The organism is Sphingobacterium sp. WOUb80, assembly GCF_050058145.1.
Taxonomy (GTDB): Bacteria; Bacteroidota; Bacteroidia; order Sphingobacteriales; family Sphingobacteriaceae; genus Sphingobacterium.
Genome location: NZ_CP165617.1, coordinates 5,973,491 through 5,986,121 on the forward strand (window position 1 = coordinate 5,973,491; position 12,631 = coordinate 5,986,121).

At 38.7% G+C, this 12,631-nt stretch carries 16 protein-coding genes and 1 other RNA gene; 7 read left to right on the forward strand and 10 right to left on the reverse strand.

Annotated elements, in window-relative coordinates; translation table 11 throughout:
* The first annotated feature begins 93 nt into the window (after positions 1–93).
* Together AB1Z56_RS24665 and AB1Z56_RS24670 are read left to right on the forward strand one after the other, a co-directional pair.
* Positions 94–801: a tRNA1(Val) (adenine(37)-N6)-methyltransferase gene (locus tag AB1Z56_RS24665; protein WP_309364554.1), complete on the forward strand. Its 708-nt coding sequence runs from the start codon at positions 94–96 to the stop codon at positions 799–801.
* A 3-nt stretch (positions 802–804) separates the two neighbouring features.
* Positions 805–1,299, forward strand: coding sequence for a metallophosphoesterase family protein (locus AB1Z56_RS24670; RefSeq protein ID WP_426790425.1), 495 nt, complete (start codon positions 805–807; stop codon positions 1,297–1,299).
* 17 nt (positions 1,300–1,316) lie between these two features.
* On the opposite strand, the gene AB1Z56_RS24675 is transcribed toward AB1Z56_RS24670, so the two are convergent.
* On the reverse strand, positions 1,317–1,625 hold the full coding sequence (locus tag AB1Z56_RS24675; RefSeq protein ID WP_426790426.1) for a cupin: 309 nt from the start codon (positions 1,623–1,625) through the stop codon (positions 1,317–1,319).
* Positions 1,626–1,646: 21 nt separating this feature from the next.
* Complete coding sequence (locus AB1Z56_RS24680; RefSeq protein ID WP_309364548.1) at positions 1,647–2,009, reverse strand: DUF488 domain-containing protein; 363 nt, start codon at positions 2,007–2,009, stop codon at positions 1,647–1,649.
* Between the two features lie 113 nt (positions 2,010–2,122).
* On the opposite strand from AB1Z56_RS24680, the gene AB1Z56_RS24685 reads away from it, so the two are divergent.
* Positions 2,123–2,758, forward strand: a complete 636-nt coding sequence (locus AB1Z56_RS24685) for an HVA1 family protein (protein ID WP_426790427.1) — start codon at positions 2,123–2,125, stop codon at positions 2,756–2,758.
* Between the two features lie 113 nt (positions 2,759–2,871).
* Positions 2,872–4,080, forward strand: coding sequence for an NO-inducible flavohemoprotein (gene hmpA, locus AB1Z56_RS24690; RefSeq protein ID WP_426790428.1), 1,209 nt, complete (start codon positions 2,872–2,874; stop codon positions 4,078–4,080).
* Positions 4,081–4,292: 212 nt separating this feature from the next.
* On the opposite strand, the gene AB1Z56_RS24695 is transcribed toward hmpA, so the two are convergent.
* On the reverse strand, positions 4,293–4,628 hold the full coding sequence (locus AB1Z56_RS24695) for a MerR family transcriptional regulator (RefSeq protein WP_077437903.1): 336 nt from the start codon (positions 4,626–4,628) through the stop codon (positions 4,293–4,295).
* A gap of 191 nt (positions 4,629–4,819) precedes the next feature.
* Between AB1Z56_RS24695 and AB1Z56_RS24700 the strand changes: the two genes are divergently transcribed.
* Positions 4,820–5,155, forward strand: a complete 336-nt coding sequence (locus AB1Z56_RS24700) for a hypothetical protein (RefSeq protein ID WP_309364541.1) — start codon at positions 4,820–4,822, stop codon at positions 5,153–5,155.
* Between the two features lie 84 nt (positions 5,156–5,239).
* Here AB1Z56_RS24700 and accD read toward each other — a convergent pair whose 3' ends face one another.
* From accD to dprA, 5 genes are all read right to left on the reverse strand, one after another.
* Positions 5,240–6,082 carry an acetyl-CoA carboxylase, carboxyltransferase subunit beta gene (accD, locus tag AB1Z56_RS24705; protein ID WP_159730536.1) on the reverse strand — a complete coding sequence of 281 codons (843 nt, stop codon included), beginning with the start codon at positions 6,080–6,082 and terminating at the stop codon, positions 5,240–5,242.
* A gap of 222 nt (positions 6,083–6,304) precedes the next feature.
* Positions 6,305–6,402: signal recognition particle sRNA small type (gene ffs, locus AB1Z56_RS24710), an RNA gene on the reverse strand.
* 305 nt (positions 6,403–6,707) lie between these two features.
* On the reverse strand, positions 6,708–6,935 hold the full coding sequence (locus tag AB1Z56_RS24715) for a DUF6814 family protein (protein ID WP_426790429.1): 228 nt from the start codon (positions 6,933–6,935) through the stop codon (positions 6,708–6,710).
* On the reverse strand, positions 6,928–8,433 hold the full coding sequence (locus AB1Z56_RS24720; protein WP_426790430.1) for an MFS transporter: 1,506 nt from the start codon (positions 8,431–8,433) through the stop codon (positions 6,928–6,930). The genes AB1Z56_RS24715 and AB1Z56_RS24720 overlap by 8 nt, the downstream gene beginning before the upstream one ends.
* An 87-nt stretch (positions 8,434–8,520) precedes the next feature.
* Positions 8,521–9,639, reverse strand: coding sequence for a DNA-processing protein DprA (dprA, locus tag AB1Z56_RS24725; protein WP_309364536.1), 1,119 nt, complete (start codon positions 9,637–9,639; stop codon positions 8,521–8,523).
* A gap of 259 nt (positions 9,640–9,898) precedes the next feature.
* Here dprA and AB1Z56_RS24730 point away from each other — a divergent pair, with 259 nt between their 5' ends.
* Together AB1Z56_RS24730 and AB1Z56_RS24735 are read left to right on the forward strand one after the other, a co-directional pair.
* Positions 9,899–10,132 carry a hypothetical protein gene (locus AB1Z56_RS24730; RefSeq protein WP_293905108.1) on the forward strand — a complete coding sequence of 78 codons (234 nt, stop codon included), beginning with the start codon at positions 9,899–9,901 and terminating at the stop codon, positions 10,130–10,132.
* Positions 10,133–10,208: 76 nt separating this feature from the next.
* On the forward strand, positions 10,209–10,799 hold the full coding sequence (locus tag AB1Z56_RS24735) for a hypothetical protein (RefSeq protein WP_313268089.1): 591 nt from the start codon (positions 10,209–10,211) through the stop codon (positions 10,797–10,799).
* Here the strand turns inward: AB1Z56_RS24735 and rsmG are convergent, their stop codons facing one another.
* The gene (rsmG, locus tag AB1Z56_RS24740) at positions 10,800–11,435 is read right to left on the reverse strand and encodes a 16S rRNA (guanine(527)-N(7))-methyltransferase RsmG (RefSeq protein WP_426790431.1); all 636 of its coding nucleotides are present in this window, start codon (positions 11,433–11,435) and stop codon (positions 10,800–10,802) included.
* 22 nt (positions 11,436–11,457) lie between these two features.
* Positions 11,458–12,600, reverse strand: a complete 1,143-nt coding sequence (locus tag AB1Z56_RS24745) for a glycosyltransferase (RefSeq protein WP_426790432.1) — start codon at positions 12,598–12,600, stop codon at positions 11,458–11,460.
* Positions 12,601–12,631: the final 31 nt, after the last annotated feature.

The window sequence follows — 12,631 nt, forward strand, 5'->3', positions numbered from 1 at the left end:
TATATAGATTTGTTGCTGACTAAATTAGCAAATAAATTGCATGATACACTGGTTTGTTTGTGCCAAAGGTTGTAAAAGTTTTATCTTTGGCTTATGGCGTCGATATTTCGGTTTAAACAGTTTGAGGTTGATCAGTCTGACTGTGCAATGAAAATTAACACAGATGGCGTACTGCTGGCTTCCTTGCTGGAGGTAGAACCTGTGGACCGGGTACTGGATGTAGGTACAGGTACGGGGGTTATTGCATTGATGTTGGCTCAACGACTTGTAGACAGCAGGGTAGAGGCTGTTGAAATTGACCCTTTGGCTGCTGCGATGGCAGACAGAAATTTCCGTAATTCCATTTTCCAGGAACGTTTAGTGTTGCATGCTTCCTCCTTTCAGCAAATGGATGTGCAAGGGTATTACGATCTGATCGTATCAAATCCACCGTTTTACACAGATTCATTGCATAATCCGGATGATCGCAAGAAACTGGCGCGACATACCGATCTGGATTTTTTTGCTGAACTGCTGGATTTCGCTGCTTTACGTTTATCGAGCTCGGGGAAATTAGTGCTGATTGTTCCGACGGCATTAGCGGAAACGTTGACTAAAATTTCAGCAGAAAGAGGCTTATACTGTTCCAGTGAAGTGCAAATAAGCTCCTTTGAAGGGGAATCGGTCATTCGGAAAATCGTTACATTTGAACGCTTACGTGTTGAACAGCTCGTAAAACGTGCCTTTGTTATTTATGCCGCCAAGGGTATTTATTCAGAAGCTTATCGAAATGCCTTGGCTCCTTATTTTTTAGCTTTTTAAGTGATGACAAAAATCGGATTACTCTCAGATACACATTCTTTTTTAGATGAAGCTGTATTTACTCATTTTGCAGCCTGCGATGAAATATGGCATGTGGGAGATTTTGGTGATAACGATGTTGCGGATCGGTTAGCAGCTTTTAAGCCACTGCGTGGAGTATACGGAAACATTGATGGTCAGGACATCCGTTTACGGTTCCCAGAAGATCTAAGGTTTACTTGCGAAGAGGTGGATGTCTTTATGACACACATTGGTGGCTATCCCGGGAAATATGTTCCTCGAATCAAAGCAGAACTGATGAAAAATCCGCCAAAATTATTTATTACGGGGCACTCACATATTTTAAAGGTTATCTTCGATCCCAAGATTCAATGCCTTCACCTCAATCCAGGTGCAGCAGGTAAGCAGGGCTGGCATAAAGTAAGGACTTTAATGCGGTTTGATATCAATAAAGATAAAATTGAGAACCTTGAGGTTATTGAGCTCAAAGACCGTTAAGTCACACAGACTATTCTTTAGTCTTTTTTGTGAATAGACAGCCGGACGATACTTTGGGTAATGGCAAAGAGATCGTGAGGTACATTTGGTTCTAGTGTCACTAACATGCCCTTTGTTAGACTGATTTTGCTTCCATTAACGCCAAAATCAATATTGCCCTCGACAATTTCGACAATAATCGATGCAGCCGTTTTATGTTCCTTCAGATATTGTCCTTTGGCAAAAGCCAAGCGATATTCTTTGCTGCCATTTGTTTCCAGTAGGAGGTCCATTTTGGGCTTTTTGTCCTGATAGGTAACGTTTTGAAAAATAGATGCTGTTTGCATAAAGATGAACTGATAGTTTATTTAAGCTTGTTGTCTGTATATATCCTGTAAATATTTTTGAAGGATTAGGGCATGTGTATGTTCTGTATCGTGAGCCGCATATAATAAGGTAATTATTTCTTGCTGCTGGTTGCGTGTTAGGAATTCTTTTCCAAAATTATTGTGCTCGAGTTCTATTCTATATTTTTTTGAAAACTCATCCCACAATTCTGGATTATGGTGGAACCACACCCGAAGCGATTCGGAGGGCGCAAGGTCCTTATTCCACTCCGATAAACTCGCCCTTTCTTTGGTCATTCCTCGTGGCCATAATCTATCAATGAGGACTCGTAGTCCGTCTGTTGGACTTGTTGGTGAATAGATTCTTTTTAGGACAATCTTCATGATGATTGATTATTAATGCAACAATTTAATGCGTTTGTTTTTCTGTAAAAATGACGTACAGTTTTCATGGCTTATATAAAGTTAAAGAAAATTTAATGGAAATAAATCGAATAATGATTAAGTGGTGGGAAGTATCTAGGGTAGTTGTTAACGTACATCGTGAAAACTTTGATTACAAACGGTATACCCATCATGCGAACCCGGAAAATCCTCAGTTTGAAATAAAAAGTGGTAAGTCTAATCACATCGCTGCTCATAAAGGGAGTGCTTTAACTTGCATAAAAAATAGTAAAAGATGTTTTTGTCTTTTATTTGTTTTTTATACCTTTGTCCTATCGCATAAGCGATTAGTATATGTAGGGTTAACAATGGACATCACAACTATTTCAGACATCCGCCTTTTAGTGGACTCATTTTATATAAAAGTGAAGAAGGATTCGACTATTGGCCCTGTATTTAATGAACGAATAGGGGATTGGGAAAACCATCTTCAAAAAATGTATCGCTTTTGGCAAACAATGTTGCTCGGGGAACATACCTATCACAATAGTCCCTTTCCTGTTCATGCTCAAATGCCTATTGATACTTCACATTTTAATAGTTGGACATTTTTGTGGTGCGAAACAGTTGATCAATATTTTGAAGGTGCAGCAGCTGACGAGGCCAAGTGGAGAGGGGATAAAATGGCCGCTGTTTTTTTATCCAAGATCATGTACTATAGAAGTAATAACATTAATCCGATACTGTAACCAATAGGGCTATTTAATTATGAGCTTATTGCAGGTCAGTTGATATTAAACAAGTAATTTTTTTTCACTAAATAAAAGATAAAATCATCTTTTATTGTTAATATTCATTTAAAATGACAGTAGATCAAAAAAATCTGGTAAAGGCTACAGTACCGATCCTTAAGGAGCATGGTGTATTATTAACAAGCCATTTTTATAATCGGATGTTTGAACACAACCCAGAATTGAAACATGTTTTTAATATGGGAAATCAACGGAATAACAAGCAACAAACAGCGTTAGCAATGGCCGTATTAGCATATGCTGAACACATTGAAGATCCTTCTGTATTAATGCCTGTTGTTAACAATATTGGTCATAAACATACTAGTTTAGATATTCGGCCTGAACATTATGCAATTGTTGGGAGACACCTAATCGCTTCGATCAGCGAAGTATTAGGTGACGGTGCTACGCCTGAACTTTTGGAAGCATGGACTGCTGCATATCAACAATTGGCTTCTTTGATGAGTGGTCACGAACAAAAAATTTATGAACAACAAACTAGTAAACCTGGTGGATGGGCGGGATGGAGGCCGTTCGTTGTGAAACATAAAATCCAAGAATCGACTGAAATCACTTCATTTTATCTATACCCATCTGATGGTGGTTCAGTAGCAGATTTTTTGCCTGGTCAATATATCAGTTTACGCCTGTTCTTACCTGAACTAAATCTTTTACAACCCCGCCAATATAGTATTTCATGTCAACCTAATGGAAAATATTACCGAATTTCAGTTAAGCGTGAGGCAGGAACTATACACCCCAACGGAATGATCAGTAACCATCTCCACGATCATGTCATGGAGGGGGATTTAGTTGATCTGTCTGCACCTGCAGGTGTTTTTGTTTTGCAAAACGAAGCAGCTAAACCAAAAGTCTTTATTAGTGGCGGTGTTGGCCAAACACCATTGATATCGATGTTGGAAGAACTAGTAGCTAATAACAATAATGTTGAGGTGCCGATTACTTGGATACACGGATGTCGTAACGAGGCAGTACATGCGTTTAAGGATCGTGTCGCTGAGATCACACATGCTAATATCAATGTCAATCAACATATTTTCTATGATCAATTGGAGGTGGAAGATAGTTCATATTATGAAGGGTGGGTAGAATTGTCAAGGATCAAGGACGATATTATACAGCAGCATGCGGAGTATTATATCTGCGGTCCAGGTGCGTTTATTGCAAAACATTATAATTTTCTGATTGAGCATAATGTACCAAGAACAGCTATTTACTTTGAAGAATTTGGTCCGACATCACTTCAAGTCAATTAAGTTTAATTTCCATGAGTAGAGTTGTTTAGTAAATGTAAGCACCAGTGTCTTTGACGCTGGTGCTTATTTGTTATATCAGAGATCACTTTGAATTTTGTTTAATGGTATCAGTTAAAGTTATCGTATATACAAAAATGGTTGCCTAGGAGGGCAACCATAACTCTGATGACTATATAAAAATAGCAGTCCTCAATTAAAGTAATTTACAGATCTTATAAAGAGTCACGAACTTCCAGAAGAAAGCTTTTTAAACGCTCCAATGAATCTACAACACGTTGATTTTCTTTTGCTTCAGACTTGTTGTCACGTAGGTAATCACGCGCACCTTGCAATGTATAACCTTTCTCTTTAACCAAATTGAAAATGATCTTTAAGTTGGCAATATCTTCTTGCGTAAATAAGCGATTACCCTTTTTATTTTTCTTAGGTTGTAGAATATCAAATTCACGCTCATAAAAACGTATTTGGGACGCATTTACATCAAACATTTCTGTAACTTCTCCCATTGTATAATACAATTTATTTATTTCACGCTCTTTGTACGGCATATCTTCACGATTAATCTATAGCAAACTTAATAAAAATTCCAATTCAAAAAGAAATTTTTGCGATCTCTTGTCCGATTGGAGACTGAAACAAAGCGATGTAGCGCAGATTGAAAAACGGTCTACTGATAATTGTGTATAAACGTAAATTTTTCTAAGTTTGATTAGTTTGAAAACCAGTCTGGGCATCGTATATGATTATAGTTAGCAAATTTTGGACGAATCTATTCTCTTTTGGAAAAGCCAATGCAATTACTATTTATCCCTTTATCTTTCTGAAAAGTACTTTTTTTAAACAGAAGGACGACTTGATTCGACATGAGCGTATACATTTGCGACAGGCGCTTGAATTAGGTATTCTCTTTTTCTATGTATGGTATCTCATTGAATTTGCCGTTCATTTTATTCGATTTAGAGATTTTGATAAAGCTTACCGGCGTATTTCTTTTGAGCGGGAAGCTTATGACAAGGAGGGTGAAACGGATTATCTGTCCAAAAGAAAAATATGGGCTTTTTGGCAATATCGTTAAAATAATGTCCATTCAATGCCGATATAAAAGAAAGCGGTGCCAAGAATATTCTTGGCACCGCTTTCTTTTATATTTTGAGGATGCTTATCCCACTAATTTAAGATAAGTCGCTACTTTGTCTTTTAACTGTCTACGGTCGACAATGAAATCCAAAAATCCATGTTCAAGAACAAATTCTGAAGTCTGGAATCCTTTTGGAAGATCCTTTTTTATTGTTTCCTTAATGACACGTGGTCCAGCAAATCCGATTAATGCACCAGGTTCTGCGATATTTACATCTCCTAACATCGCGTATGATGCTGTAACTCCTCCTGTGGTAGGGTCTGTCAATAAACAAACGTAAGGAAGTCCTGCCTTTGCCAATAACGCTAATTTAGCCGAAGTTTTAGCCATTTGCATCAATGAAAATGCGGCTTCCATCATACGTGCACCTCCTGATTTGGAGATTAGCATAAATGGAATTTTATGCTCAATACAGTAATCTATCGAACGCGCGATTTTTTCACCAACGACAGATCCCATTGATCCGCCGATGAAACTAAAGTCCATACAAGCAATAACGATGTCTTGACCATTCATTTTTCCATGGCCAGAACGTAAAGCATCTTTAAGGCCTGTTTTGGCTTGACTTTCCTTTAAACGTTCAGGGTATGGCTTTGAATCGAAAAATTCTAATGGATCACCAGAATTTAGATTAGGAAATAGTTCTGTAAATTCGTTATTGTCAAATAAAATTGAAAAATATTCTTTGGAGCCAATTCTTAAGTGGTGGCCACAGTATTGACAAACATAGTCGTTTTCTACTTGTTCAAGATGCAACAATGGTTTTTTACATGTAGGACATTTGTTCCACATACCATCAGGTGCTTCTTTTTTATTAGCGGTAGCTGTGCTAATACCAGCTTTTTCTCTTTTAAACCAACTCATACGATAGTTCTTATTCGATTACAAACTTATATAAATTTGCTTTTATATACAATTATAATTGTGTTGAATGTACATGCCAAGCGATTAAAACTCCTTGTGTAACAGGGCTTCTATAAATAGGGGAAATGCGGGTAACAATTGGGATATATAAGATATTTAGCTGATTATTAGGTTAGAATTGAATTTTGGACCGGAGGATTAGTCAAAAAAATGGGCATAAAAAAAGGGTAAGCTACTCCTATCGCACCGCTCAACCAAATACCCTTGCTTTGTTCCCAACCTGGGGGAGTCAATGGGAGCTGGTCGTAGAAGACTTACCCGCCACAAAAGTAGAAAAAAAAACAGTTTTAGGAAAGAAAAAATGCTATTTTATCTTATGCTACTGATTATCATAGTAATAAATTGTATTTGGTAGCTGCTCTTAGTACTATTTTATGGTGGAAAATAGTTGGTATCTGTGTAAACCAGCTAAAAATGGCGTAAAATAAGTGCATGACGAAGTCCATTTGCTGTAAATATTCTTTTCAAAACGTCGGGAGTAGAATAATCTGACGTATAGGAGATCGGCTTTGAATAGGTCTAATCGTCTAATTTCGCCTATTCAAAGCCGATCTTATTTTTGGAACTACATTTTTTCCTTATTGTATTCGCCCAATAGGGAATAATAGCCAAATAAGCCGAGTCCAATGGAGATTATGGGGGTTAAGATGCACAGGATAATGATCCCAAATACCAGATCTTCCTGATGTCCCGTTGAAATCTTTGGCAGCGCCAGTTCAAAAATAGAGAAATAGGCTGTAAATAAAGCTAAAACGATCCAAAGTATGCCGAGGAATTTTTTGAGATTATTCATGTGTTGCGGGAGTTGATTTGTTGTTGATATAAATACTACCAATGATAAAACATACAATGGCAATGATAATAGGGTACCACAAACCTGCAAGATAGAATTGCGGGGTATTGGATGCTTCGGCATTTGTCGTTAAGTATGTCGATACCGCAGGAAGGAGCCCGCCGAATATTCCATTTCCAACATGATAGGGTAAGGACATGGATGTGTAGCGGATCTTTACAGGGAATAGTTCAACAAGAAATGCTGCAATGGGGCCGTACACCATTGTAATATAAATCACTTGTATAAAGATCAGCAGGACGAGCAGCATATAGTTCTTTCCTGCAAGATGGACTGTAGTTTTGGTCATTGGCTGTCCCTTGAGTTTTCCTGACTGATGTATCATGCTGGTTCTTGTAACTTCCGTCTGGTCCTCATATTGAGTTTTGGTGGTTGAAATGATTTCGGTTGTTTGCGTTCCAGAGGGGACTTCCGTTGTTTCGTTCACCTTGACTTTCTGTTCTGCATTGGAAAGCTGGTACATGGATTCGTAAATCGGGCGATAAGTCAATACGGCAAGTAACATCCCCCCGAGCATGATCCATTTTCGTCCAATTTTGTCACTAAGCCACCCAAATACGACAAAAAATGGAGTTCCCAACAGTAGTGCGATGCCGAGGATGGTATCGGCCTGGTCAGATTGAAGGTGCATGACTGTTTTCATGAAACTCATCGAGTAAAACTGTCCGGTGTACCAAACAACGCCCTGCCCCATGGCTGCACCAAAGAGTGCGAGCAGCACAAATTTGAGGTTGTAGCGGTTGCCAAAACTTTCTTTTAGCGGATTTGTACTTGTTTTTCCTTCCGCTTTGGCCTTGCTAAATTCGGGCGATTCCTTCATTTTCTTACGAATAAGATAGGAAACGTATACCATGACTAAAGAGAGGAGGAAAGGAACCCGCCATCCCCAAGAATCAAATTGTGATTCGCTGAGAAAGCCTTTGGTAAGGAGGATGACAACGAGTGATATGAAAAGGCCAAAAGTAGCTGTTGTTTGTATCCAGGATGTCCAATAGCCCCGTTGGCCCAATGGGGCATGTTCGGCGACGTAAGTTGCTGCACCACCATATTCCCCACCTAGCGCAAGACCTTGCAAGAGACGAAGGATCAACACCAACAGTGGTGCCCAAAAACCAATACTCTCGTAGCTGGGGATGCAACCGATGAGAAATGTTGCGCCCCCCATGAGCATTAAAGTGACCATAAACGTATATTTTCGACCGATAATATCGCCTAGTCGGCCAAAAAATAGAGCGCCAAATGGCCGGACGACAAATCCTGCAGCAAATGTGGCGAGGGTTGAAAGAAAAGCAGCTGTTGGATTTTCTGCTGGAAAGAATTTGGTGGAAATTACAATGGATAGGCTGCCAAAAATGAAAAAGTCATACCATTCAATAAGCGTTCCCATGGAGGAGGCTCCGATGACTTTCCAGATACTTTTTGTATTGTTTTCGTTCATTAATTCTTGGTTTTTGGTTTGATATAATGGTAAATTTTAATTGTGCTCCAAACGGCATTTCGGCGCTGTTGCATGATCGGAAAAGAACTAATTCTTTTGAATTTCGGTCTGTCCGACTATTTTATACCGTTTTCCGGGTAGGCTGTGAATGAGTGACTGCATTTCAAGCTCCAATAGGATTAATGCCAATTTACTTTGAGGCCATTTTGTGAGGTCAATCATATGGTCTATTTCTAATTGTCCCTTTTGCTGAATGAGTGTAAAAAGGAGTTGTTGGTCTTTCGTCAATGTTAAAGGGAGACTAAGCTGCTTTTCAACAGTTCTTGTGCTGATCTCCCAATTCATGAGGTATTCGAGATCCTGAAGCCCTCTAATCATATGAGCGCGGTTAGTTTTGATGAGATAGTTGGTGCCTTCAGAACTTTTTTCATAGATGGAGCCCGGGAATGCGCAGACATCCCGATTGTAGCTGTTGGCCATTTCGGCAGTAATTAAAGCACCTCCTTTAATGGCAGCTTCTACGACAATGGTGACATCAGCCATACCGGCTATAATGCGATTGCGCATAGGAAAGTTATTGCGTTCAGGTAATGTGCTGGATGTAAACTCCGTCAGCAGACCACCTTGATCTAGCATTTTTGTGGCAAGTTCGCGATGGGATGCCGGATAAATCCGATCGAGACCATGTCCTAACACAGCGACGGTAGGCATATTATTTTTTAGTGCATTGCGATGTGCGAATGCGTCAATACCATAGGCAAGACCACTAACGATTAAGACGTCTTTGGTTCCACTCATAGCATCCAGCAGATCTTCGCATATTTTCTGACCATAATAGGTTGCGTGTCTGGTTCCAACTATACTTATAACTTTTGTGCTGTTGAGCGGCTGGTTTCCTTTATAGTAGACGACAAGCGGAGCATCTTCGCATTGCCGCAGCCTATCGGGGTAATTTTCGTCTTCCAGCCATAGTGCTTGTATCTGGTGTTTTTCGATAAAAGCAAGTTCTTTTTCGCAGGCGGGCATATAGCTTTTATTGTATATTGCTTCGGCGATTGACTCACGTACCCCAAGAATTTGCATCAAATCTTTTTTTGAGTAAGCAAATATGTCCGCTAACTCATGACCTTGGTCAATGATGTTACGTGCTGTTCTAGGGCCAATGCCCTTGATTTTTGTCAAAGCTATGGGATAAATTAATTTCATAATTGGGTTCTTTAAATATAAGAAAAATATAACTGGCTGTCGCACTTTTTGTTAGAATTGCTTAGGCTTGTAGTATTTTTAGTGGAATGACGAAGTCCTTAATTTGGAGATCGCGTGTCTACTGGAAAATCCGCGGATTGCGATGGTATGAATGAGACTTTCTTGCGCTTATTTGAGATTTCGTGAGATGAAATATTGGTCAATTATGGAAAGAAAGCAGCGGAATTGGTAACTTTGGTCGATAAATGATATTTTAACTATGGAAATGAAAGAACCTTTTGATATCGAATTAGGAGATGTAGTTTATTCTGTTTTTCCTGAGGAAGAAGATACGTATGTTATTTTTAAGGATGGTGTAGAATACGTAAAGATTATTAAAGACAATGATACAAACTGGTTGAAACTTAATCCAGAAACGGAGCTTCCTATGTTTGGTATGGATGAAGAAATCAATCTAATTGGCTTAGAAATTAAAAAGGAGTTAGGTCTTTAGTTCTGTAAGTTAAAGATAGTTAAATCCTTTTTAATTTTATTTATAGTTGGTTATTTTTAGTCTATCAATTATAAATATGGTACGTATCGGATTTCTATCTTTATTGTTTTTCTGTATATACTTTTCATTTTATCAGCAGGGACTTTTTGCCTATCCAGCGGAATTTTATTATCAGGATACCATTGGAAAAAAAGGAAGTCAAAAAGATACTTTGCGTTTGGATACTGTTTCGATCAAACGTAAATCAGCAGCGGATAAATGGGAAGAAAAAAAAGAGGAGCATAAATCCATCTTTTTCTGGGGTGATACGAAAAATATGGTAACCTTGCCTCATCAGGGAGGAATTGCTGTCAATCTGAACAAGCTTTACAATAAATTCAGTCGAAAGGGACGAAATTCGAGGAAGCTTCAACGTCAGTTTGAAAAAGAATACCAACAGGATTTGATTCGTGAGGAATGGTATCCTTTGACAAAGGAATACAGCAAGCTGTCGGGAGATTCTTTGCGTAAATTTAGGATATACTATGAGCCTTCCTTAAAGTGGCTTCGTGAAAATGATCGGTATGAGAAGATTGCTTATATCCATCAGTGTTTAACGAATTACCTCGATTCTGTAGACATTATCCATAGGCGACTTCAGTTTCCTATGGGTAATGCAAAACTTTAACTACATAGGTACATAGACCAAATATTTTGTATCAAAGAAGTCTTCTTTAAAGTAACCTGAAAGCGGGTGCAATTCTGCTTTGAGCTTAGATTCTTTGATTTCTTCGGAGAGATCTCCGCCTTTCAAGTAAAGAATTCCATTAGGGATACCGTTTTTATCTTTTTTTGCGAATTTATTCCGGATCCAAGGCGTAAATTCTCCAAGTCTTGTTACAGCTCGTGATATTACAAAATCGTATTTGTCGTCGAGTTGTTCTGCGCGGATATGATCGGCTTCAACATTCTGGAGACCAAGTCCAGCAGCCACTTCACGAACGACTTTAATTTTTTTACCGATAGAATCGACCAAATGAAATTTGACTTCAGGAAACATAATTGCCATTGGGATACCTGGAAAACCTCCTCCGGTGCCCACATCCAAAATCTGTGTTCCTGGCGTGAGCTCTTGAACAAATTTAGCGATACCTAGCGAGTGTAACACATGGTGCAGGTAGAGGCTATCAATGTCTTTACGTGAAATGACATTGATTTGGCTATTCCAAAATGTATAGAGGTCGGCAAGTTTTGCAAACTGTTCTTTTTGAATATCCGTTAATTTTGGAAAATAGTTATTGATGATATCAACTGTTGGATTCAAAGCTTCGTGTTTTAAAAGTGAATTATTTCCAGCTTATTTTTTTCTTTTTTCTGCTGAAGATGCCATTGATGCAAATATAGAAATAGTAGATGAAGTCTACCAAAGGCAGCCACCAAATCAGTTCCTTTACTTCTAGTTTTTTATAGATGTTGGCAAATATTATCCATTGTGCAATCAGCCTTAGGAGGTAGGCTGTAACGGGAACATACCAGTACATTGGAAAAGCAATCGCTGTTGCGATAAGTGCTATGTAAAAGAAGACTGCCGATACCAGCTGGGTGCCCAGCATGCGCTGATGTCGCTTTTTGTAAATGGTAGAGGCGCCTGAATGTCTTGCTTTTTGTTTGTAATAGCTCTTCCAGGTCATTTTAGGTGCCGAATAGATAATAGATTCGGCTGCCAGAGCAATGTTAACATTGGTCGGATTTGCATTTTGGTTGACAAAAAGATCATCGTCGCCGGATTTAATATGCATATGTGCCGCAAAACCTTTGTTACGAAAGAAAAGGTCTTTTTTGTAAGCCATGTTACGCCCTACTCCCATATAGGCATCGCCCTTTAGTGCATAGGAGAAATAACTCATGGCAGTATGGCTAGTTTCAAATCGAATCAATAGATTTAGCAAGCTTTTTTTCTTAAAGTAAGGAGAATAGCCCAGTACAATTTCTGTTTCCGGTCTGAAAGCTGCGGCAATTTCTTTGAGCCATTGATCGGATTGTGGCGCACAATCTGCGTCGGTAAACACAAGTGTCTGGTGCTTTGATGCTTTGATTCCCATACTAACGGCAAACTTTTTACCGTGTTTCAAGCGAATATGCTCTTTGATATCGACAATCTTTAAATGGGGATATTTTGCTTCGAACTCATGCAATATCCAAGGCGTATTGTCAGTCGAGAAGTCATTGACCACAATTACTTCAAAATTGGGATAGTCTTGATTCAGTATACTCGGGAGGAATTCCGGAATATTATCTTGTTCATTGTGTGCACAAATAATAACGGATAGCGGTGGAAATTCAGTTCCCTCTTGTATAGGTTCAATTTGATAACTACTCAATTTGCTATATACAAATAAGATGTAGTATAATTGTATCAATAGGAAAAGACCTAATACTCCGAAAGCAATATATGGAAGATTGGCCAAAAATACGTGAAGGTCAAGCATAGCTCACAAAGATAAGTGCTTTCCGCAACTT

Bases quoted from the DNA above. Each gene is read 5' to 3' on its own strand.
- AB1Z56_RS24665 (WP_309364554.1), top strand. From the start codon at position 94: ATGGCGTCGATATTTCGGTTTAAACAGTTTGAGGTTGATCAGTCTGAC.
- AB1Z56_RS24670 (WP_426790425.1), top strand. From the start codon at position 805: ATGACAAAAATCGGATTACTCTCAGATACACATTCTTTTTTAGATGAA.
- AB1Z56_RS24675 (WP_426790426.1), bottom strand. From the start codon at position 1,625: ATGCAAACAGCATCTATTTTTCAAAACGTTACCTATCAGGACAAAAAG.
- AB1Z56_RS24680 (WP_309364548.1), bottom strand. From the start codon at position 2,009: ATGAAGATTGTCCTAAAAAGAATCTATTCACCAACAAGTCCAACAGAC.
- AB1Z56_RS24685 (WP_426790427.1), top strand. From the start codon at position 2,123: ATGATTAAGTGGTGGGAAGTATCTAGGGTAGTTGTTAACGTACATCGT.
- hmpA (WP_426790428.1), top strand. From the start codon at position 2,872: ATGACAGTAGATCAAAAAAATCTGGTAAAGGCTACAGTACCGATCCTT.
- AB1Z56_RS24695 (WP_077437903.1), bottom strand. From the start codon at position 4,628: ATGCCGTACAAAGAGCGTGAAATAAATAAATTGTATTATACAATGGGA.
- AB1Z56_RS24700 (WP_309364541.1), top strand. From the start codon at position 4,820: ATGATTATAGTTAGCAAATTTTGGACGAATCTATTCTCTTTTGGAAAA.
- accD (WP_159730536.1), bottom strand. From the start codon at position 6,082: ATGAGTTGGTTTAAAAGAGAAAAAGCTGGTATTAGCACAGCTACCGCT.
- AB1Z56_RS24715 (WP_426790429.1), bottom strand. From the start codon at position 6,935: ATGAATAATCTCAAAAAATTCCTCGGCATACTTTGGATCGTTTTAGCT.
- AB1Z56_RS24720 (WP_426790430.1), bottom strand. From the start codon at position 8,433: ATGAACGAAAACAATACAAAAAGTATCTGGAAAGTCATCGGAGCCTCC.
- dprA (WP_309364536.1), bottom strand. From the start codon at position 9,639: ATGAAATTAATTTATCCCATAGCTTTGACAAAAATCAAGGGCATTGGC.
- AB1Z56_RS24730 (WP_293905108.1), top strand. From the start codon at position 9,899: ATGGAAATGAAAGAACCTTTTGATATCGAATTAGGAGATGTAGTTTAT.
- AB1Z56_RS24735 (WP_313268089.1), top strand. From the start codon at position 10,209: ATGGTACGTATCGGATTTCTATCTTTATTGTTTTTCTGTATATACTTT.
- AB1Z56_RS24745 (WP_426790432.1), bottom strand. From the start codon at position 12,600: ATGCTTGACCTTCACGTATTTTTGGCCAATCTTCCATATATTGCTTTC.